The 23,085-nt window shown below is 46.8% G+C and carries 12 protein-coding genes; 5 read left to right on the top strand and 7 right to left on the bottom strand.

The features are described from left to right. Nucleotides 1-31 precede the first annotated feature (31 nt). The 3 genes from NC994_RS09535 to dhaK are packed head-to-tail and all read right to left on the bottom strand — an operon-like array spanning nt 32 to nt 2,718. Nucleotides 32-937: an LD-carboxypeptidase gene (locus tag NC994_RS09535; protein ID WP_190432146.1), complete on the bottom strand. Its 906-nt coding sequence runs from the start codon at nt 935-937 to the stop codon at nt 32-34. A 15-nt stretch (nt 938-952) separates the two neighbouring features. Beyond that, the gene (dhaL, locus tag NC994_RS09530) at nt 953-1,588 is read right to left on the bottom strand and encodes a dihydroxyacetone kinase subunit DhaL (RefSeq protein WP_190432144.1); all 636 of its coding nucleotides are present in this window, start codon (nt 1,586-1,588) and stop codon (nt 953-955) included. 56 nt (nt 1,589-1,644) lie between these two features. Beyond that, nucleotides 1,645-2,718 carry a dihydroxyacetone kinase subunit DhaK gene (dhaK, locus tag NC994_RS09525; RefSeq protein WP_190432170.1) on the bottom strand — a complete coding sequence of 358 codons (1,074 nt, stop codon included), beginning with the start codon at nt 2,716-2,718 and terminating at the stop codon, nt 1,645-1,647. A 99-nt stretch (nt 2,719-2,817) separates the two neighbouring features. Here dhaK and NC994_RS09520 point away from each other — a divergent pair, with 99 nt between their 5' ends. The 5 genes from NC994_RS09520 (at nt 2,818) to NC994_RS09500 (ending at nt 8,560) form a co-directional block, all read left to right on the top strand. Continuing rightward, entirely contained in the window at nt 2,818-3,051 is a 234-nt protein-coding gene (locus NC994_RS09520) for a hypothetical protein (RefSeq protein WP_190432142.1), read from the top strand. A gap of 89 nt (nt 3,052-3,140) precedes the next feature. Then, nucleotides 3,141-4,136 carry an iron ABC transporter permease gene (locus NC994_RS09515; RefSeq protein ID WP_347276541.1) on the top strand — a complete coding sequence of 332 codons (996 nt, stop codon included), beginning with the start codon at nt 3,141-3,143 and terminating at the stop codon, nt 4,134-4,136. Next, nucleotides 4,133-5,176 (top strand): iron ABC transporter permease, encoded by a 1,044-nt coding sequence (locus NC994_RS09510; protein ID WP_190432140.1) that lies wholly within the window; start codon nt 4,133-4,135, stop codon nt 5,174-5,176. The genes NC994_RS09515 and NC994_RS09510 overlap by 4 nt, the downstream gene beginning before the upstream one ends. 8 nt (nt 5,177-5,184) lie before the next feature. Further along, complete coding sequence (locus NC994_RS09505) at nt 5,185-6,018, top strand: ABC transporter ATP-binding protein (protein ID WP_190432166.1); 834 nt, start codon at nt 5,185-5,187, stop codon at nt 6,016-6,018. A 484-nt stretch (nt 6,019-6,502) separates the two neighbouring features. Continuing rightward, entirely contained in the window at nt 6,503-8,560 is a 2,058-nt protein-coding gene (locus NC994_RS09500) for an acylase (protein WP_242032492.1), read from the top strand. Between the two features lie 94 nt (nt 8,561-8,654). Here NC994_RS09500 and NC994_RS09495 read toward each other — a convergent pair whose 3' ends face one another. The 4 genes from NC994_RS09495 to NC994_RS09480 all read right to left on the bottom strand — a co-directional run bounded on the left by NC994_RS09495 (nt 8,655) and on the right by NC994_RS09480 (nt 23,081). Further along, complete coding sequence (locus NC994_RS09495) at nt 8,655-9,395, bottom strand: thioesterase II family protein (protein ID WP_190432136.1); 741 nt, start codon at nt 9,393-9,395, stop codon at nt 8,655-8,657. Continuing rightward, nucleotides 9,382-13,836, bottom strand: a complete 4,455-nt coding sequence (locus NC994_RS09490; RefSeq protein WP_190432134.1) for an amino acid adenylation domain-containing protein — start codon at nt 13,834-13,836, stop codon at nt 9,382-9,384. Before NC994_RS09490 ends, NC994_RS09495 begins: the two co-directional genes overlap by 14 nt. A gap of 177 nt (nt 13,837-14,013) precedes the next feature. Beyond that, nucleotides 14,014-19,725, bottom strand: coding sequence for a non-ribosomal peptide synthetase (locus NC994_RS09485; RefSeq protein ID WP_190432131.1), 5,712 nt, complete (start codon nt 19,723-19,725; stop codon nt 14,014-14,016). Further along, nucleotides 19,722-23,081, bottom strand: a complete 3,360-nt coding sequence (locus NC994_RS09480) for an amino acid adenylation domain-containing protein (RefSeq protein ID WP_242032491.1) — start codon at nt 23,079-23,081, stop codon at nt 19,722-19,724. Before NC994_RS09480 ends, NC994_RS09485 begins: the two co-directional genes overlap by 4 nt. Nucleotides 23,082-23,085 lie beyond the last annotated feature (4 nt).

Here is a 23,085-nt window from a genome sequence, read left to right as displayed (position 1 = left end):
TCACCTGGTGTAGTTGAGTCTAAGTTTTTTGTCATGAAACCGCCTCACCCTTCGAGGTAGATTGCATCTCTCTAGTATCATATTTACACCCGAATTTAGATGCGCTTACCCTGGTACATTGCCCAAAAATAAAACCAGAAATTTGCTCTAGAATACCGGCGAGTTTTAGCTGAGTCAGCATCCGGTCTATCCGGTAAGCTTCCTCCCCAATTTCTTCTACAAATAAGATACTTTGTTTCCAATCTGGGAGATAAGATGACCCCACCATTGCCGCCAGCACTGATAAGTTGCCTCCGGCTAATTTTCCCCTAGCCTTTCCAGGCGTAATTATTTCTACTTTAAAGCTAGCATTCGGGGGATTTTGCATTGTGACAGCTTCCCCATTAAATAGAATGCGTTTAACATAATCTACTGTAAACGGATTCCAAGTAGATGTGCCCACGGGGCCATGAAAAGTGACAACGCCACTTTTGGCATAAATTGCTAACAGCAGCGAAGTAATATCGCTGTAACCAATGAGAATTTTGGGAGAAGCTTGGATGAGGGGATAATTTAACAGTGGCAAAATCCGATTGCAACCCCAACCACCACGCACAGCAACAATCGCTTTTACAGAAGCATCGGCAAACATAGCGTTTACATCAGATGCGCGATCGCGATCGCTTCCTGCCAAATAACCATAACGGTCGAGAAGATGCTTCCCTAACTTAACCTTTAACCCCAAACTTGCCAGGGTTTGCTGTACCTGTGCAATGTCTTTCGCGTCAATGGGACTGGCGGGATTAATTAATCCCACCGTATCGCCAACTTTGAGGCGGGGTGGTTTTGAGTCGGTTTTTAAAAATGGATTTGCGATCGCAATCTGCGGGAACTCAGTTGCGATCGCGGAAAGCGCAACGGTTTTAAGAAACTGGCGGCGATTAATAATGAATGACAAATGACGATTAACAAATCACGACTGGCTATTGACAGTTTCCCACAGCGTCTTGAGAATCAGATAAGTAGAGGTGGCACCCGGATCTTGATGACCGGCGCTGCGATCGCCTAAATAACTCGCCCTTCCTTTCTTCGCCACTAAGGGAATCGTCTGTTTCATCCCCTCCTCAGCAGCAGCTACGGCTTGTTGTAAGGCTTCTGGGGTGCTTGCACCAGCCACGACAGCTTGCTGAAAAGTATCCGCAGCAGGTGATAGAGAATCCAGCATGGTCTTATCACCCAAATTCGCCTTACCCCGTTGCACAATGCCCTCTACAAACGCTTGAAAAAGCGTCACCATCTCCTCATCGGTCAGTTCCGACTTGCCTGCGACTGCCGTACTAGCCCGTAGGAACATCGTGCCATACAACGGCCCGCTTGCACCCCCGACACTGGAAATGAGCGTCATGCTGACAGCTTTGAGGATGTTGCCAATATCCTTATCTGCCACACTGGGTAGCTGAGTCGCCACTTTTTGAAAACCCCGGTTCATATTGATGCCGTGGTCAGCATCTCCAATTGCCGCGTCTAGTTCGGTTAGATAATCCTTATTTTGTTCTACAACTACTGCTACGGCTTGCAACCATTGCAGGATTTGTTCTTTACTAACCATATTCAAAACTCTAAACTCAGACGCGATTTGTTGCGTCTCTACAACTCTAAACTCTTTTATATTCCCCACCTTAAAGCTGGTGTCTTCACGGGTGCATCCCAAAGTTGAATCATCTCATCATCTAACTTCAGTAGAGTGATGGAACATCCTTGCATATCCAAAGAGGTGATGTAAGGGCCAATTAAATTACGAACAATTTGAAGTTTTTTCTTTTCGCAGATTTCTGCTAGTTTTCGATAGACAATGTACAACTCAGAAAGGGGAGTGCCGCCCATACTGTTAACAAAGGCAAGAACGCGATCGCCACTTTCAAACGCAGGGTCAGTGAGTTCCTGTTCCACCCATTCTCCCTTATCTGCATCCCACTCGCGCACGGTGCGGGTGTAATCTCTGTCTTCGATGATAGAAACCGCTAGCATCTCGGTAATTTCATCGGCTGACTTCAAGGACATTCGCTGTCGTCCCGGTTCTCCGTGAATGCCGATGCCGGATTCTATTTCATCATCCCCCAAACTAAAAGTCGGGCTACCTTTGGCAGGGACGGTGCAAGAAGTCAGCGCCATTCCCATGCTATGCCCGTTGAGGTTAACTTGGCGACAGAGGTTGGCAACCTGCTTGAGATCGTAACCTTGTTGGGCAGCAGCACCGCAGATTTTTTCAGCAAGTACCGTCGCGCCGACACCCCGACGCCCTTGAGTATAAAGGCTATCTTTGACGGCGATATCATCATCGATCAAGATATTGCGTACGGGAATGCCCTCTGAGTGCGCCAGTTCTGCTGCCATCTCGAAGTTCATCACATCGCCGCTGTAATTCTTGACGATATTGAGGACACCCGCATCCCCTGTAACCATTTTGGCAGCTTCCAGCATCTGGTCAGGAGTGGGAGAAGTGAAGACTTCACCCGGACAAGCAGCATCCAGCATCCCCAAACCGACAAAACCGCCATGCATCGGTTCGTGTCCGCTACCCCCCCCGGAGATGAGGGCGACTTTGCCAGGAATGGGTGCCTCGACGCGATAGATAAAGTGGGGGTCAAAGTGGACTTTAATTAAATCGGGATGCGCTGCTGCCATTCCTGCCAGGCTTTCACGCACTACATTATCGGAGTTGTTGATGAGTTTTTTCATGAGCGATCGCATGGTATCTTCAGCATCGGTCAGCTATCTTTTTTTCTCAACTCGCCTCAGTTCTAGGCAAGTGGGATATTGCGATTCGGTGATGTCTCAATGTTATGCCAGACTGCAACTTTAACTCACCAGGCAACTGCGGGGTTTGCCGTTGTTGAAATCTGGAGTCCTTATATTACTGGCAATTTAAGGATAATTTTTGCAAAACTGTTGATAAATAATCGCAATAAGTCTAAAGTAATTTCTAGTTTCCTGGTTGAGCGCACCAAAGCGGCGGTTTCTCATCGTTCCGAGGCGCTTGACGTTACGACAGCATATTTAGGGTTGCTATAGCAATAAACACAAGGCAAAAGGCATCGATAGATTTGGCACCAATCCAGAAAATAGTAAAAAATCGGTTAATCGGGGAAATCTTAGGATTTATACAGCCACGACCCTCTTTGCTTGTCGGCTTAATTCTGAGCCTCCTGATTCTCCTTATTTGCCTGGTAGTCAGTATTGGCTATGGTGCAGCCGACATTTCTGCAACCACCATTTATGCAGCGTTGACAGCGTTTGATGGGTCTGCGGATCACTTGATTATTCGGACGATCAGGATACCGCGATCGCTCATCGCCATCCTGGTTGGTGCCGCAATGGCGATCGCGGGTGCGATTATGCAAGGCATCACCCGCAACCCCTTAGCTGACCCCGGAATCCTGGGAATCAACGCCGGTGCCGCAATGGCAGTGGTCATCGCCGTATTTGCTTTCGGAACAACCGATCCGAGTTTTTATGCTTGGTATGCCTTTCTGGGTGCCGGTGCCGCTGCGATCGCTGTCTATTTCCTCGGTTCCTTGGGTCGCGGTGGACTCACCCCACTCAACCTCACCATCGCCGGTGCAGCGATTAGCACCTTCCTGTCTTCAGTAACAACCGCCATCCTGATTTTCAGCCAACGCACCCTTGATGAAATCCGCTTTTGGATGGCTGGATCGATTGCGGGGCGGGATTTCACGATTGTCTGGCAAGTGCTGCCCTATATCACCCTCGGACTGATATTAGCCTTCGCTTTAGGTAAACAAATCACCACCTTGAATCTCGGTGAAGATATTGCCAAAGGCTTAGGTCAACGAACCGCATGGGTAAAAGTTGCCGCTGCTTTCAGTGTCATATTACTGGCAGGCAGTGCCGTTGCCGCCGCTGGCCCGATTGGATTTATTGGTTTAGTTGTCCCCCACGTTGTCCGCTTGTTGGTTGGCGTCGATTACCGCTGGATTATGCCGTATTCTGCGGTTTTTGGAGCCATTTTACTGTTAACAGCGGATATCGGAGCCAGATTGCTGATTAAACCCCAAGAACTTCCAGTCGGAGTCATGACTGCTTTCGTGGGTGCGCCCTTGTTCGTTTATCTTGCCCGCTTCAAGGTGAAAAAATGAACAACTGGTTGGTCGTTCGTTCTAAGGCGCTTCCGGTATCCTTCCGTATCGATCGGCGTATTCCTAGTATCCTGAGTATTCTGGTCTTCGTTACCCTGGCGGCGATGGTTGTCAGTGTTTCTTACGGGGAATATCCGATTCCCATCATCTCCGTCATCAAAACCTTACTCGGACTGGAAACCGGAAACCCTGACTATCCCTTCATTATCAATACACTGCGACTGCCTAGAACCTTAGTCGCGGCTCTTGTCGGAGTGGCATTGGCGGTTTCCGGTACGATCTTGCAAGGCATTACCCGCAATCCCCTAGCAGACCCAGGCATCATCGGGATTAACGCGGGTGCAAGTCTGGCGGCGGTTAGTCTGATTGTTTTGTTTCCCAGTGTCCCGATTGCAATCTTGCCGGTGTCTGCCTTTGGGGGAGCATTAACTGTCGCTTTTCTGATTTACTTTTTGGCATGGGATAAAGGGAGTTCTCCGGTTCGCCTGATTTTGATTGGGGTCGGGATTGCCGCAGTCATCGGCGCTTTGACTAGCTTGATGGTGACATTCGGTGAGATTAATAGTGTGAGTCAGGCGTTGGTGTGGTTGGCGGGGAGTGTCTACGGTCGCAGTTGGGAGGAGGTATGGTCTGTTGCACCTTGGTTAGTGGTGTTGGTGCCATTGGCTTTGGGGAAAGCCCGACAGCTGAATGCTTTAAATTTGGGAGATGATGTTGCCAAAGGGCTGGGTAGTTCGCTGGAATGGGAACGCGGCTGGTTACTTGCGATCGCTACCGCGTTGACAGGGGCGGCGGTTGCTACCGCTGGTACGATTAGCTTTGTTGGGTTAATGGCACCGCACATCGCCCGTCAATTGGTGGGTTCAACTCATGAGGGGTTAATTCCTGTCTCGGCAACGATTGGGGCAATGATTGTAGTGGTTGCGGATTTGCTAGGGCGATCGCTATTTGCTCCGACTGAACTTCCCTGTGGTGTAATTACAGCCGTGATTGGCGCTCCTTACTTTATCTATCTGTTGGTGCAAAACCGCAAACAATGAACCCAAAGATGAACCGACTCTCCACCCGCAGGCTCACCTTGGCTTATGAAGGTGTGCCAATTATCAAAAACCTTGATTTGGCGATTCCCGAAGGGAAAATAACCGCTTTAGTGGGTGCCAACGGTTGCGGTAAGTCTACACTGCTGCGGGGTTTGGCGAGATTGCTCAAGCCACAGAACGGGACGGTTTATCTGGATGCGGCTGATTTATTCAAGTTATCTACGAAAGAGGTCGCTAAGCAACTGGGGATTCTTCCCCAAGAGCCAGTGGCACCCGAAGGGTTAACTGTGCGAGATTTAGTAGCGCTGGGGCGTTATCCTTATCAGAACTGGTTGCAGCAGTGGTCAAAAGAAGATGAGCGGTTGGTCGCGTTAGCCTTTGCGACGACTGGGATGACCGAATTGGCAGAGCGATCGCTAGATACTCTTTCGGGTGGACAGCGACAACGCGCTTGGATTGCAATGGCGCTAGCTCAGGATACAGAGATTTTACTCTTAGATGAACCCACAACTTTCTTAGACTTGGCGCACCAAATTGAGGTGTTGGATTTGCTTTTGGAGTTGAACCAGACCCAAGGACGAACGCTGGTAATGGTGTTGCACGATTTAAACCAAGCTTGTCGCTATGCAGATTACCTAGTAGCGGTAAAAGAAGGTTGCGTTTATGCCCACGGAACCCCGATGCAGGTGATGACCGAAGAAATGGTGCGCGAAGTATTTGGGCTGGGTTGTCGCATCGTGGAAGATCCCGTAGCCGGAACACCGATGTGTATTCCGCTGGGGCGGAAGCTGAAGATAAGCCAAGAGGCTGCCTTAAAGGGCGATCGCTTTACTGGAAACTGAGGGCGTAGAAACAAGTCGCGATCGCCCTTGGCGCAAGCGAAGCTATCGCGCTTTCACTTCCGCGTGCAACAGCGCCACAACACATTAAACTTTTGCAGTTAACGAGAATAATTTTCAACTATTCGTTAGGAAAATAATGATAAAATTTTTCATCAAGTATTTGCAAATCGCCCGCAGCAAATCGCCAACAAGCTGGAATGGGGCTACACAAACAAAGCCTGCTGACCCAGGCTGAATTGAGTCCGCGCAGGCGGACTTGTTTGAATAGAAGCGAAGCAACTTCTGCCCCCCTTCTAATCACACTTGTTAATACAAAAATAAAATTTGAAGCCGTATTTTTTGGTTTTTCAATTATCAATTTGTCAAAGACATAATGTTAAATTTTCTATCAGGGTGGGGTTTTATTAAAGAGCGTTTGCGTTCTCTTGATAAGTTGCAAAAAAGTAGTAGACGCTACGCAATCGGAGGTTTTAGAGGAAAATCTTTGCGAATTTTCCCATTAATATTAGGTTTCATCTTTACTCTATTTTTAGGCAGCCAAAGTCTAAGCTTACCGGCTTCCTCGACTGAAATTCTCTGGGACACCTACGGCATCCCGCATATCTACGGCAAGGATGCAGGAAGCGCATTTCGCGCCTTTGGTTGGGCGCAGATGCAAAGTCATGGCAACCTGCTGTTGCGCCTCTACGGTCAGGCACGGGGACGAAGTGCCGAATACTGGGGAGAGGAGTACCTAGAATCAGATCAATGGGTACAAACGATGGGAATTCCCGAACGTGCCAGCGAGTGGTATAAAGCGCAAAGTCCGGCTTTTCGCAGTTATATAGATGCCTTTGCCGCAGGAATCAATGCCTATGCAAAGGAACATCCCGACCTGATTGATGATGAAGTGAAGGCGGTGCTGCCAGTCCAGCCAGTGGATATCCTGGCTCACGAACAGCGGGTGATGAATTTCACATTTATTGTAAATCCGCAAATTGTTCAAAGCCTTGCCGATAACAAATCAATGGGTTCTAATGCGTGGGCGATCGCGCCTAAGCATTCTGCAAGCGGGAACGCGATGCTACTGGCAAACCCGCACCTGCCTTGGTCAGATTTATTCGTTTGGTACGAAGCCCAGATTACGGCACCAGGAATTGATGCTTATGGGGCGACACTCGTTGGACTTCCCGTACTCGCGATCGCATTCAACAATAACCTTGGCTGGACTCACACCGTCAATACCCATGACGGGTGGGACGCTTACGAACTGCAACTAAAAGATGGCGGCTACCTCTTTGACGGGAAGGTTCAAGCCTTTGAGACAGAAAAGAAAATCTTGAAGGTAAAGCAAGATAACGGCATACGCTCAGAATCACTGGTTGTACAACGTTCTCTTCACGGCCCTGTTGTCGCAGGCAAGGAGGGAAAAGCCGTCGCGTTGCGGGTTGTGGGGCTTGAGCAGCCCGGTGCGTTGGAGCAGTGGTACTCGATGGCACGTGCCACTAAACTGCCTGAATTTGAGGCTGCCCTAAAGCGGTTGCAGATTCCGATGTTTACCGTGATGTATGCAGACCGCGAGGGGCATATCATGCACCTATTTAACGGTCAGGTGCCAATTCGCACATCTGGAGATTTTGACTACTGGGAAGGCATTATCCCTGGCGACACCTCTAAAACCTTGTGGACGAAAACTCATCCTTACCGCGATTTACCCCGTGTAATTGACCCACCCAGCGGCTGGTTACAAAATACCAACGATCCACCCTGGACAACGACTTTCCCAGTAGCGCTAAATCCAGCAGATTTCCCGCCTTACATGGCACCGCATTTCATGCACTTTCGAGCGCAACGCTCCGCGAGAATGCTGGATGAGGATAAACAAATTTCTTTCGAGGAAATGATTCAGTACAAGCACTCGACACGCATGGAAGTGGCAGATCGTTTCCTAAATGACCTAATTTCCGCCGCACGGCAGTATGGAGATAAATTAGCGCGTCAAGCCGCTGATGTCCTGCAATCTTGGGATCGAAATGCTGATGCAGATAGTCGGGGTGCCGTACTCTTTTACCTTTGGGCGGAAGAGATGGAATTCGATGATGCATTTAGTACACCCTGGAACGAGAATTCCCCGCGCACCACACCCAGCGGCTTAGCCGATCCTCAAAGCGCAGTGAAAGTGCTTGCTACCGCAGCAGCAAAAGTGGAGGCGGCTTATAAAGCCCTAGATGTCCCCTGGGGGGAAGTTTTCCGGCTGCGTTCTGAGGGTGTGGATCTGCCTGCCAATGGTGGTTCTGGAGACCTTGGCATCTTCCGCGTTCTCGATTTTGCCCCGACGAAAGATGGTCGCTTTCAAGCGGTTGGGGGCGATTCTTACATCGCTGCGGTCGAGTTTTCTAACCCAGTCAAGGCAATGGCACTGATCGGCTACGGGAATGCAACTCAACCCGGATCGCCTCATATTAGCGATCAGTTACCGCTATTTGCTCGAAAACAGTTGCGTCCAGTATGGCGATCGCGTCAGGATATCGTTGCTCATTTGGATGAGCGCAAGGTATTCTGAGGCGCATTCATGAAAATAAAGCCCCTAGCATCAGTGCTAGGGGCTTTGTGCTTCCAGAAGCGATCGCTCCTCATCAAAAGCGAAGTCGTGAGTGTTACTTTCCAACCATGCTGATTGAGTTCAGTTCTCTAGAAAGGAATTGAAGCAGCAGGAGTTGAGCTGATTGCACAAAGAAATGGTCGCCGGGAAGCATTTGTAGCGAGAATTTAGCACTTGTCTGCTGTTGCCAAGCCTCAAGACGCTCAACGCTGACTTTGACATCCTGCAAACCACCAAAAGCAGTGATAGGACACTGAAGCGGCGGTTCGGCAGCATAAACATAAGTTTCAAGAACGGCAAAATCTGCCCGGAGGATGGGGAGAAGCAGTTCCATCAGTTCCACATTCTCTAGTACTGCTTCGGGAGTCCCGTTAAGACGGCGCAGTTCCTCGATAAAAGCGGGTTCTGGCAGAGCATGGATGGGCGGCTCTTTTGCCGGGAGTTGAGGGGCGCTGCGACCGGATACAAACAGATGGACTGGACTGATCCCATACTTTCTGCGGAGTAGACGAGCCACCTCGAAGCTGACGAGTGCCCCCATGCTGTGACCGAAGAAGGCAAATGGCTTGTCTAAGTATGGCAAAAGGGCGTGCGCGATCGCCTGCACCAGAGGTAAAGCCTGAGTAAATGGCGCTTCCAAAATCCGCTTTCCTCGTCCGGGAAGTTCGACAGCACAAACTTCGACACCCACAGGTAGACCCTGAGACCAGGTGCGAAAATTGAGCGCCCCACCACCAGCATAGGGAAAGCAGAACAGGCGCAGGCTGGAGAGAGGATTTGGCTTAGGACAATACATGATTGTTAAGGGTTGTTGCAGCGAATTCACCCACTGGGGGAGCATCCAGCAAACCGTTATCAATTAGGTAGGAAAAGTAGGGCGCAAACAACTCAGCCTCTAAGGGCGGACAAACAATAGAAGAACCGGCAAGCCCGTCTAGGGTATTCTGACAGTCAAACTGTAAAATTGCCGGAGTGGAGGCTGGTTCTTGTGATGTTGGTTGATTCATAAAATCCACTAGCGGAGACAAGGCATTTCCTGAAGATTTTTGAGCAGCCTCTAGTAGTTCGCCGTGCCACTGATCGTATGAAATTTCCCGAAGGGGATAGCCAAACGAGCGAACCCAATTAATAACCTGGTTCCAATGGGCGGGATAGGGATTGACGATGTGGAAATCCTTGTTTAAGGATTCTTTTTGCCTGGATAGATAAGCGATCGCTCTACTCGCATAATCTATCGGAACTAAATTCACCATTGCATCACGCTTGGGAACGCTACCGAGTTGGATGCAACCTTTTACCCATCTGAAGGTATTATCGCTTTTGTTGCAAAGCCCGGTTTGGCTATGCCAGGATATCCGTCCGGGTCTGTAAATACAGACCGGAATTCCGCGATCGCGTGCAATCGTTGCTAACTTTTCGGCAACCCATTTACTCTGAGCGTAACCAGTATCTATCACTTCCTCAGGATTGATAGAATCCTGTTCTCGAATGACCCTGACTCCAGAACCGCCCGCCGGAGAAACAGCATTAGTGCTAGAAATAAAATGCACTGGCTTAAGTTTAATTAAACTTGCCAATCTCAAAACTTCCTGAGTTCCCAGTACATTGGCGGCTTTAAGGGCAGAGTATGGGTAAGTAAAATTAACTAAGGCACCATTGTGATAGATGACATCGATTTGACTAGCCATGTCTCGAAATTGTTCATCCGAAAGCCCTAAAAGCGGTTTAGACAGCTCTCCCATAACCGGGATAATTCTGGAGCTGAAATTTTCATCCCAAAGTGAGTAGGATTCCAGGCTATTTTGTAGCCGTTCTTTCCCAGACTCTGCATTAGTAGCACGTACCAGACAATAGATATCTGCTTGTGTTTGTTGCAAAAGTTCGGAGAGTAAAAAAGCTCCTAAAAACCCAGTTGCTCCAGTTAAAAAGATGCAACTTGGTTCAGTGACTAACTCAACAGGTATAGAGTCAGGGCGAATTGTCGGATCTAGGACAGCTTCAGCGTCTAGATTTAAATTCGAGGCGGGAGAAACAAAAGGAATGACTCCCTGTTTCATTTCGATGTTTTTCCCTAAATCGGCGATGGTAGGAGCATCAAAAAAATCGCGCAAGGTCAGTTCTATCTGGAAAGTTTCTCGCACCTTGGCAAGTAACTGAGGGATGAGTAAAGAGTGTCCCCCTAGGTCGAAGAAATTGTCATAAATCCCGACCTTTTCCAGTTTGAGAAGTGGAACCCAAATTCCAGCCAGTAGCTCCTCAACGCTGTTGCGAGGAGCTACAAATGTATCTGTTTCGGGTTTTATTGTCTCCGGTGCTGGCAGTGCCGAACGGTCTATTTTGCCATTTGGGGTAAGCGGTAAAGCTTTCAAAACTACGAAAGCAGAAGGCACCATGTATTCGGGTAGCTTCTCTTTGAGGAAGGAACGCAGATCGTTAATGAGTGCTGAATTTGAAACGATATAAGCTACTAAACGTTGTCCCAGTTCATCCTCTCGCAGCAAAACAATACTCTGACGTACCCGAGGAAATTGAGACAATACCGCCTCAATTTCCCCTAACTCAACCCGGAAACCCCGAATCTTCACCTGGTCGTCAATTCGTCCGAGAAACTCGATGTTTCCGTCGGGTAAATAACGAGCCAAGTCTCCGGTTTTGTAAAGTTTTGAGTTTTGAGTTTTGAGTTTTGAGTTAGGTGGGACGTCTTGTAACTCATTCCTCAAAATAGAGAACTCATCTCTCTCTATGAAGGAGTCGATAATAAATTTTTTGGCTGTCAGTTCCCGCTGATTTAAATAACCTCGCGCCAAACCAGCACCACCGATGTATAACTCACCCGGTACGCCAATTGGAACTGGCTGAAGATGAGCATCCAAGATATAAATCTGCGTGTTCGGGATTGGACGACCTAGAGGAACTGTTTCAGAAATACGATCCGCTTTCCCATCTGCTACCCGCTCTGCTACCTGATAGGTAAGTACGCCTACTGTTGCTTCTGTTGGCCCGTAATGGTTGAAGATTTGGCAGTTGGAAGCTAGTTTTTGAATTGTCTCAATCAAATTCCAAGTTAAAGCTTCACCACCAAGGATTAATCGCTTTCTAGGTAAGATGTGCGCGGGGTTAGAAGCTGTCAGTAAAGCCGATAGGTGAGAAGGAACAATTTTGAGGCAATCAATGGGATGTTTTTGAAAGTAATTTGTCAGTGCTTCTGGGTCAGTTGCGCGTTCTTGGGAGATTATATGGAGACACCCACCCGTACACAACGCTGGGAAAACAACGGTATGACCTAAATCGGCAGCGAAGGTGGAAATAATGGCATAACTGGCACCTGCTGGCAAATCTAGTCTGTTAATAATCCCGTTGAGATAATTCAGCAGTTGTTGATGCTCAATCGCAACTCCTTTGGGTGTGCCAGTAGAACCGGAGGTGTAAATTACATAAGCGAGGTTTGAGGGCTTTTGGATGGAATTTTGACTTTCAACTTCTATGGTTTCCCAATCTGTATCCAGACATACGACCTTGGCGCTGTGTTGGGGAATTTCTAAAAACTGTTTTTGAGTTAACAACACTGGCACTTGAGCATCTTGCAACATCAAGGCGAGGCGTTCTTTTGGCATTGCCGGATCTAGCGGTAGATATGCACCGCCTGCCTTGAAAATGCCTAGCATTCCCATCACCATTTCTAGAGAACGTTCAACGCAAATACCAACGACGACCTCTGGTTTAACTCCCAAGTTTTGCAGGTGATGCGCTATTTTGTTGGCACGATCGTTGAGTTCTCGGTAGGTTAATTGTTGATTTTCAAATACAACGGCAATGTTCTCTGGCGTGCGTTCTACTTGTTCTTCAAACAGTTGGTGGATGCACTTGGATTGGTGGTAATCAGTTTGAGTGTTGTTGAATTCAACTAATAATTCGTGTCGAGAGCGATCGCTCAGTATATTTAACTGACCAATTGCGGTTTCTGGGCTGTTAGCAGCACTTTCCACTAAGCTATGAAATTGTTCTGCCAAGGCTTGAATCGCCTCTATACCGATGATGCCAGCATCATAGTCAAACTTGGCACTCAGCGACTCATCCCGACGCACGCAAGAGAGTTTGGCTTTGAAGCGATCGCAGCAGACGTACTGCTGGTAAATCGAAAATGATAAATCGCCAGTAGAATACGTGTTTAGCTGTTCTTCAAACTCGAAACCGAAGGGAAAGCCGGATAAGGTTGCAGTGCTAATATTTTCCTGGCAGAAATACTCTTGCCAGTTATTGGCATCGTTTACAGACTGCTGAACTTGCTGTACGATTTCACTAAATCTCAAGCTGTCTTCTAGATGAGTGCGAAGCGGTAAGAATTTGGCAAACAGTCCTAGTGCTGGCTCCAATTCTTCATATTTTCGACCATTAAAAGCAGTGCTAACGATAATATCTGGTTGTCTAGTTAGTCGCCAAAGTACAGTTTTCCAGCAAGCGAGTAAAACGGCTGAAATTGAAATATTGTATTTTTGCGCGATCGCTGTAATCTTGGCAACTAAATCCGGCTCAATCTGACACTCAATAGAATTGAGTTCAAAGTTAGCAGGTAAGCCAAGCAGTTTCTTCTCTAAAGGCAGCTTCAAATTAGCCAAGTTAGAGAAATCTTGCTGGTTCCAGTATTCTTTACCCGTTAAATCATCCTCATCCTCAAGCAGTTGATTCTGCCACTCAGAAAATTGCACGTATTGCACAACTTCTTCCTCGGCTATTTCCTCACCTCGAAGACTGGCAGCATATCCTTGGCTAATTTCTTGTACCAGATTCTTCAATGTCCAACTGTCGGCGCAAAGAGAAGGCAAAGTGACAATTAAAATATGTTTGTCATCCGACAGAGTAATTAAAGATGCACGCAGTAGCGAACCAGTAGGTTCGGAAGTAGAAATTGAACGTCTTTCTTCTTGAAGAACTGCCTCGATTTTTGCTTCTTGTTCCTGGGGATTGCAATTAGTTAAATTGCTGGAATGCCAAGTGGTGATGTTGATGCGATCGCTAACTACTTGGATCGGAATTTTTATCCCTGGTTCTCGATGGAAAATTGTCCGGAGAATTTCATGACGATTGATGATTTGCTGCACAGCTTCTTTTAAGGCTCTTGTCTTAAGATTGCCTTTTATCAAAATGGCGCATTGGGCGCAATAAGTAGCGCTATCTTGTTGCAATAACCAAAGATATTTTTGCTGAAGAGACAACCGAAATCCATTTATAGTTTGCATTTTTTAATGTTCTCACTACGTATGCTGCTTGCTTAATTTGTAAAAGAAGTTAGACTTGTTACCAAACAATATTTAGTTATAAAACCGCAAAAAATATTTGAGTTTTTTGCTAGATCCTACTTAGGCGTTAAGATAAAAACGCAAAAGTTGCTAACTTTTCTTTGCGGTTTTTTTGCGTTAAAAAGCCTCTCTTTTAATTTCTTGGTCAGTTGTCATTTCCCCCATTGCTACTACAATCTTCCGCGAACCTATAAATGGGTTACGGCTGTGTGCAGCTAACATATTATCTAGCATTAATATGTCTCCCTCCTGCCAAGGGAAACTAACAGATGCCTGTCGATAAATTTCTTGAATTTCTGCTATTACTGAATCTTCAATGGTCGTGCCATCTCCGTAATAGACATTCCGGGGCAGGTTTTCTTCTCCAAATACAGATAATAAAGAGGCGCGGACTGCTGTATCTAAGCAGGAGACATGGTGCAAGAAAAGTTGATTAAAAAATACCGTCTCTCCCGTTTTTGGATGCTTAGATATCGCCGGACGAATCTGGCGAGTTCTCAACCCATTGTCTTCTCTCCACTCAAATTCGATTGCAGCTTTCCGGCAATAATCCTCTACCACACTTTTATCGGTCGTTCTAAAAAACTCTTGCCAGCTAACATCTAATCCGTTTGTATAGTTACGGACGTACATAATTTGCTTTTCGGCAAATCTTTCTTGAAGTTGAGGTTCGAGTAGCTGGTAAACTTTGCGACAGTCAATAATGGGGGTTTCTCCGCCTTGCTGTGCCGCTTTGACACAGAAAAACCAAATTTTTAAAGGCCAACGGTGTAAATGCGAACTCTCGTTATGAAACAAGATAGCTTTATCCGCAGGATAAGGAGTCGAACCGTAAACTTGCCCGCTAACTCCTTCACGGGGTAAATCTCCATATTCCCCAAATAACTGGGGACAAATAGCTTGGGCAAATTGCTCAAAAACGAACACTAAAGGTTCGTTAAAGCCTCGAAACAGAATTCCTCCATGTTGTAATAACTTGGTTTGGATGAATTCTTGGTTGTTTTTTGCCCAGTCAACGATATCAACCTCGTTTACGGCAGGTTTGAGAACTAAGGGGAATGCTTCCCCGGCTTGTAAATATTCGGTTTTGACTAATTCGCCTTTGGGCAAAGTAACTGCTTTAGGCTTAATGTTTTTGAACTTGCTGAAGTTACTCTTTTCGCGTTTGATTTCTTGCATTGCTTGTTGTTTCTTTTCAGCTTCAGTAAGTATTTCTAAACGATTGAGGCGCGTATCCGGCTGTGCCACGATGCTATTCAGGAGGGTTTCAAAATGAGCAGATAGGCGCGCGATCGCATCCGCATCAAATAAATCGGCGTTGTACTTCCAACTGCCAACAATGCCATTCTTTGTTTCCGACACGAACAGCACTAAATCAAATTTCGCTGTCCCGCCCTCTACCTCAATTGGGGTTAAAGTTAAACCCAAAACTTCTAAAGTAGATACGGGCGTATTTTGCATCACGAACAACACTTGAAACAGAGGAGTGCGGCTCAAATTCCTTTCAGGACGCAGTTCCTCGACCAACTTCTCAAAAGGCAAGTCTTGATGGACATAAGCTTTTAAAGTAATGTCGCGCACTCGCTTGAGCAACTCGCGGAAACTGGGGTTGCCACGCATATCGGTGCGTAAGACCAAAATGTTGACAAAGAAACCAATCAGCGATTCAGTTTCAACTTGAGTGCGATTGGCGACATCGGTGCCAACAATGATGTCATCCTGACTGGTGTAGCGGTGCAGCAGTGTCTGAAAGGCTGCCAGCAGCGTCATGAAGAGAGTTACACCTTCTTGGCGGCTGAGTACATTTAGTGCCCCAGACAGCTTTGGAGATAGCTCAAAGGATTGAATGCCAGCTTGAAAAGTAGAAGCAGCCGGTTGTTTGGTGGGTAGTTTCATCTGGGGCGGATTGTGACCTAACTGCTGCTTCCAGTAATCAAGTTTGGCTTCCAAAACTTCCCCTTGCAGCCATTGTCGTTGCCAAACTGCATAGTCTGCGTACTGTATGGGCAATTCGGGCAGTGGCGAGGGTTTCCCGGCACAAAAGGCTTCGTAGAGGGTCGCTACTTCCCGAATCAGTACCCCCATCGACCAGCCATCAGCAATGATGTGGTGCATGGTTAGCAGTACCGCATTCTCTGCTTCATCCAGTTGTAATAAAGTGACGCGCAGCAACGGCAATTGAGTGAGGTCAAAAGGTCGTTGCGCTTCCTCCGTAGCAAGTCGCAGCACCTCAGCGTCTCGTTCGGATGGTGGCAATCGCAGGTCTATTACTGGCAGTTTGAAAGTCGCAGAGGGGATAATTACCTGAATGGGTTGTCCTGCTTGTGTCGCAAAGATTGTCCTTAAAGGTTCGTGACGCTGGATAATCGCCTGAAAGCTTTGCTCTAGCGCTACGATATTGAGCGCACCGACCAGACGCACTGCTGCCGAAATGTTATAGGCAGAATTGCCTGGATTTAATTGGTCGAGGAACCACAATCGCTGTTGAGCAAAGGAAAGGGGCAGTTTTTCCTCCCGCCCAACTGGCACCAGAGGCGGAATTTGAAGATTTTCTTGGGCGCGACAAGCTGTTTCGATCCGTTCTGCCAAACCAGCGACTGTAGGCGACTCAAACAGGAAACGCAGGGGAATTTCAACTTGAAAGGCTTCCCGGAGGCGAGAAATTACCTGAGTTGCCAGCAGCGAGTGTCCGCCTAAGTCAAAGAAGCGATCGCGCATCCCGACTTGCTCTAAACCGAGAACTTGAGTCCAAATCCCTGCAACAACTTCCTCAATGGCGGTGCGGGGGGCGATATAGGCGCTTTCTAACTCTGGTCTAGCGGTGTCGGGTTCTGGCAATGCGCGACGGTCAATTTTTCCGTTGGGTGTTAGAGGAATTGCCTCTAGCAGTACAAAGCTAGAAGGCACCATGTAATTAGGTAGCTTCTCCTTAAGGAAGGAACGCAGTTGTACGGGTGTCGTTGCAGCTTCTTGCTTCGGTACGACATAAGCAACCAAATACTTGTCGTTAGAATTATCCTCTCTGGCAATCACTACGGCTTGCTGCACGCCTGGATGTTGGTTCAGTACCGCTTCAATTTCGCCCAACTCAATCCGGAAGCCACGCACTTTAACTTGGTGGTCGATGCGTCCCAGATATTCCAATTCACCATTCGGCAGATATCTGGCTAAATCTCCAGTTTTGTACAATAATTCCGACGTTTCTGACTTCTCTAAAAATGGATTGGGAATGAACTTCTCGGCTGTCAGTTCAGGTCGATTTAGGTAGCCTCTGGATAAACCTTTCCCGCTGATATACAGTTCACCCGTAACACCCACTGGGACCGGCTGTAGATGGGTATCGAGTATGTAAACTTGCGTGTTGGCAATGGGACGCCCGATGGAAACGCAAGCGTCGCTATTTTCAACTGGATGAATAGTAGACCAAATCGTGGTTTCGGTAGGGCCGTACAAGTTCCACAAGCGATCACCTCGTACGAGCAATTGAGCGGCGAGTTGTCGCGGTAAGGCTTCGCCACCACAGAGGATTTTCAAGCCCTTACTACCCTGCCATCCCCCTGCCAAAAGCAGTCGCCAAGTAGCAGGCGTTGCTTGCATGATGGTCGCCCCAGAATCGGTCAATGTTGTTAACAACTGTGCGCCGTCAGAGGCGATTTCACGGGTGGCTACAACAACGCGAGAGCCTACAGTTATGGGGAGGAATATTTCCAGCGCCGCAATATCAAAAGATAAGGAGGTGACAGCCAATAAAATATCTGGCTGGGTTATTCCTAGTGGCTGGCGCATGGAAATTAGAAAGTTGACTACACAGGCGTGGGAAATTTGTACGCCTTTGGGTCGTCCGGTTGAGCCGGAAGTGTAGATAACGTAAGCTAAGTTGGAGGAATTTTTAACTGAATTTGGACTGCCGATTTGTAGGCTTTCCCAATCGTCCAAGCATACAATCTCGGCATTATGCGAGGGTAGGGTATTTAACAGCCGCTTTTGGGTTAATAACACCGAAACTTGAGCATCTTCTAACATGAAAGCAAGACGCTCTGGGGGATAGGCTGGATCTAGGGGTAGGTAGGCTCCACCTGCTTTGAGAATGCCCAGCAATCCCACGACCATTTCTAGGGAACGTTCTACACAAATTCCCACTAAAACTTCTGGCTTCACGCCGAGTTTTTGTAGATGATGCGCTAGTTGATTTGCCTTGGCATTGAGTTCGGCATAGGTGAGTTGCTGGTTTTCAAAAATAATGGCGATCGCGTCTGGTGTTCGTTCCACTTGTTCTTCAAACAACTGGTGCAGACAGCGATCCGTCGAGTCGTTCGTGTGAGTATTGTTCCACTCCACTAACAACTGATGCCGTTCGGGTTGCGTTAAAAATGGCAAAGTGGAGATAGAGCGATCGCTATTGGCAACAATACTTTCTAACAACGTTTGAAAATGTCCTGCCATCCGCTGTACGGTGCTGGCATTAAACAATTCTTTGTTGTATTCAAATACTCCTGTAAGACCTCCTGCTTCCTGAGATAAGTTGAGTACCAAATCAAATCTTGCCGTTTGACTCTCCATCTCTTCAAGACTGAGAGAAATTCCCGGCAATTCTAAATTTTGTGTCGGCACATTACGGAGAGCAAATAACACTTGAAACAGCGGATTACGGCTCAAATCCCGATCCGGCTGCAACACTTCTACCAGTTTCTCGAAGGGCAAATCCTGGTGGCTGTATGCTCCCAACGCCACCTCGCGCACCCGTCCTAACAACTCCTTAAAAGTAGGATTATTCGATAAATCAGTCCGCAGAACTAAAGTATTCGCAAAAAAGCCAATAATTCCTTCTAGTTCGGCACGGTTGCGGTTGGCAATTGGCGAACCAACTAAAATATCCTCCTGTCCGGTATAACGATAAAGCAACGTTTTGAACACCGCCAGCAAAACAATGAATAAAGTCGCTCCTTGCTGCTGACCTAGTTTAGTCAGTGCCTCAGTCAGCGCCTTGGACAAAACAAATTTTTCCTCTGCACCTTGGAAGGTTTGCACCGCAGGTCGCGGTCTGTTTGTCGGCAAATCTAGTACGGGAAGATTGCCTCCTAATTGCTTTTTCCAATAAGCAATCTGGGTTTCTAAAACTTCTCCTTGTAGCCACTGTCGCTGCCAAACTGCAAAGTCTGCATATTGAATACTTAATTCAGGAAGGGGTGAAAATTTGCTACTAGAGAAAGCTTTATAAAAGGTGACTAACTCTTGAATAAATATCCCCATTGACCACCCATCTGAAACAATGTGGTGCATCGTAAATAACACCACATACTCGAATTCGCTCAGATGCAGCAGGCTAACTCGCAGCAAAGGTGCCTGTGTGAGGTCAAAGGGTTTTTGCGCTTCTGCGGTGGCTAATTGCCGTACTGCTTGCTCTCGTTCGGTGTTGGGAAGTTCCCGCAAATCGACGAATGGAAGCGTTAATTTCAACTGTGGGGTAATGACTTGAACGGGGTGTCCATCAACTGTCGTGAAGACAGTTCGCAAGGCTTCGTGACGCTCGATAATTGCGTTGAGGCTGTGTTCGAGAGCGATCGCATCCAACGTTCCCTTAAACCGCACAGCCACAGGGATGTTATAGCTGGTATTTCCCGGCTCTAATTGGTCAAAAAACCACAACCGCTGTTGGGCAAATGACAAGGGAAACGAGTTAGATTCCCGGTTTTGGCGTGGTATTTGGGTTGGTGCAATCGGCTCTTTTTTCTGATTAAGCCGTTTTAGCAGCAAATCGCGTTTTTCTGGGGAAAGTCCGGCGATGCGAACGACGAAGTCGTCGCGCTTCGCTTCGCTTAAATTACTCATTTGCCTACTCCTTCCTTAGCCAAAAATTCTCGGACTTCTTCCTCCGATATTTCATCAAGCTCTGCTAACATCTGAGCCATCATTTCCTCATCGGTTTGTTCAGCTAGTTTTTGAGCGATCGCGACTGCTAAATCCGCGACAGTGGGAGAGTCGAAAAACTGCCGCAAGGGAAACTCCACATTAAAGGCGTCACGTAATCGGGAGATTACCTGAGTTGCTAGCAGCGAATGTCCTCCTAGCTCGAAAAAATTGTCGTAAATACCCACTTGTTCAATCCCAATTGCTTCAGCCCAAATTCCAGCTATTACCTCCTCAACATTGGTGCGGGGAGCAACAAACGTTCCTGCTAACTCTGGGCGAATTTGCTCAGGTGCTGGCAGTTTTTTTCGATCCACTTTCCCGTTAGCCGTTAAAGGCAGAGTCTTTAAAATCACAAAAGCTGAAGGCATCATGTATTCCGGCAACTTCGCTTTTACAAAAGAACGTAAGTCACCCATTAGATTTGATTGAGTGGATTCTTCTCTACTCGCTTGATGCTGACTCAAAACCGAATAAGCAACTAGACGCTTGTCCCCAGGCACATCCTCGCGAACTACAACCACAGCCTGTTCTACGGCGGGATGCTGCTTTAGCACCGCCTCAATTTCCCCTAGTTCGATGCGGAAGCCCCGGATTTTTACCTGATAGTCAATTCGTCCTAGAAACTCAATGTTTCCATCCGGTAGAAAACGCGCCAAGTCTCCGGTTTTGTAGATTTTTGATTTTTGATTTTTGATTTTTGATTTAGGCGGAATATCGTTTAACCCAGTCTCATCCTTCTCTATAAAGGGGTTGGAAATAAATTTTTTGGTGGTTAGTTCCGGCTGATTTAAATAACCTCGCGCTAAACTCTCTCCGCCAATATAAATTTCACCAGATACACCAATCGGTACAGGCTGGAGATGATTATCCAGTATATAAATCTGGGTATTTGCTAGGGGACGACCCAGCGGAACTATCTTTGAAACATGAGCTATATTCCCACTTTCTACCTGATAGGTAAGTACGCCGACCGTTGTTTCTGTTGGTCCGTAGTGATTGAGAATGCTGCATGATGGAGCTAAGTTCTGGATTTTTTCAATCAAACCCCAATTAGATGCTTCTCCACCCAAAATTAATCGCTGACGAGGCAAAATAAATTCTGGTTGAGAAGATGATAGTAAAGCCGATAAATGAGAAGGAACAATTTTGAGGAAATCAACTGGATGCTGTTGAAAATATTGCGATAGTGCTTCAGCATCGGCGGCGCGATCTTGGGAGATGATGTGCAGACATCCTCCCGTACACAAAGAGGGGAATAAGACTGTATTTCCCAAGTCGGCAGCAAAGGTAGAAACCATTGCAAAACTGGCACCATCGGGAAGATTCAATCTTTCACAAATGCCATTGAGATAGTTGAGAATTTGTCGATGTTCTACCGCAACGCCTTTGGGTGTTCCGGTAGAGCCGGAGGTGTAAATTATATAGGCAAGATTTTCGACTGTGGCAACTGATTCTAAGTTGCGATCCGAAGGCTGCGCGGTAGCGCAATCGCTCTCTTGTTGCATTTCAGACTCGGAATCTAAGCAGAAAATGCTAGCTATCGAGTCGGGAAGATTTTTGACTAACTGTTGTTGCGTTAACAACACCTTTGCCTGCGTATCTTGCAGGATGAACGCTAGACGATCCGATGGCAAGGTGGGTTCAAGGGGGACATAAGCTCCCCCAGCTTTCAGCACTCCCAACAGTCCCACAACCATCTCTAGGGAGCGTTCTAGATAAAGACCGACTAAAACTTCTGGTACGACACCCAGCTTTCGCAAGGAATGAGCGAGTTGGTTAGCGCGTTGATTTAACTGCTGATAAGTGAGATGTTCGTCTTCATAGACAAGCGCGATCGCTTCCGGCGTTTTTTCAACTTGTTGCTCAAATCGTTGATGTATTCCCTGAAGTTGAGGAAAATCAATCTTTGTATTGTTGAACTCAATCAAAAGTTGCTGGCGTTCTACCTTGCTGAGAATTTCCAACTCGCTAATCGCAACATCTGGAGTTTCGAGGATACTATCAACCAAAGTAAGAAAATGTCCGGCTAAACGCTGAATATCCGTTTCAGCGAATAAGTTCGCGTCGTAGTGGAACTCGATACTCAAAGAGTCATCCCGCTCAACGCCAGCCAGTTTGATTTTGAAGCGGTCAATACAGGTGGAAAGCCGTTCAATTGAAAAGGTAACACCAGCAGCAGAACACTTAGCAAGTGACTGATTAAATTCAAAACAAACTGGAAAAAAGGATGAATCAGCCGAGGCATTCAAATCCCAGCTAAAGTATTCTTGCCATTGGTAAAATTCTTGCTGCGCCTGATGAACTTTTTGCAGTAAGTCAACAAATGAAAGCTTTGGTTCTAAATGGCTTTGAATCGGTAAATATTTGGCAAACAATCCCAGCACTGATTCCAATTCCTCGTATTTTCGACCATCGAAAGCTGTCCCAATTACCAAACAGCCAGATTTGGTGAGCCGCCAAAGCAAAATTGTCCAGCAAGTCAGAAGGAATGACGACACAGTTCCATTCTTACTCACGAATGCTGTTATTTCGGCTACTCGGTCGGGATTGATTGTCTTTGTAATAAATCGCGGTTGAAAATTTGCTGGTTCTGAAACTAATTTTTCCAGCGGTAGGGCGATATTTAACAGTGCAGAAAAATCTTGCTTTTGCCAATAGTTTCGTCCGACTTCCGTATTTTCTCTTTCTAGTAATTCATTCTGCCATTCAGAGATATCGGCATACTGCATTATCTCATCGTCGAGTTCCGTACCGAGACAACAAGCAGCGTATGTACAACTAATTTCTTCTGCTAAATGCTGTAAAGTTGCAGCATCGGCACAAAGAGCCGGTAAATTAATCAGCAAAATATGCTTCTGCTCTGACAGAGTAATGAAGGATAGATGTAATAGCGAATCTCGCTCAAAATTGCAGTGTTCATTACTTATTTTGTTAAAGAGCGCTTCCAGTCGATTTTTTTGCTCTTGGATATTGCTAGAACTCAAATCAATAGATTGCCAGTTAATAGTGCTGCTATCTGAAATAACTTGTAGGGGAATCGTCATTCCCGGTAGACAGCGAAAATGGGTACGAAGAATTTCATATCGATTAACAATTTTTTGTAGGGAGGCCTTCAAAATCTCTACATTAAGAACGCCTTCAATTGAAAGAAAGCACTTCACTTGATAAGCTTGAAGTGAATCAAGCTGCTGCAAACCCCACAGGCGCTTTTGTTGAGGAGAGATTTGGAAGCCTTGAATGATTCCGTTTTGCATTTCTAGAACTTTATTATCCATTTTT

Source organism: Trichocoleus sp. AS-A1 (genome assembly GCF_039962015.1).
Lineage (GTDB): Bacteria > Cyanobacteriota > Cyanobacteriia > Cyanobacteriales > FACHB-T130 > FACHB-T130.
This window is presented reverse-complemented; position numbering and strand designations above follow the sequence as displayed.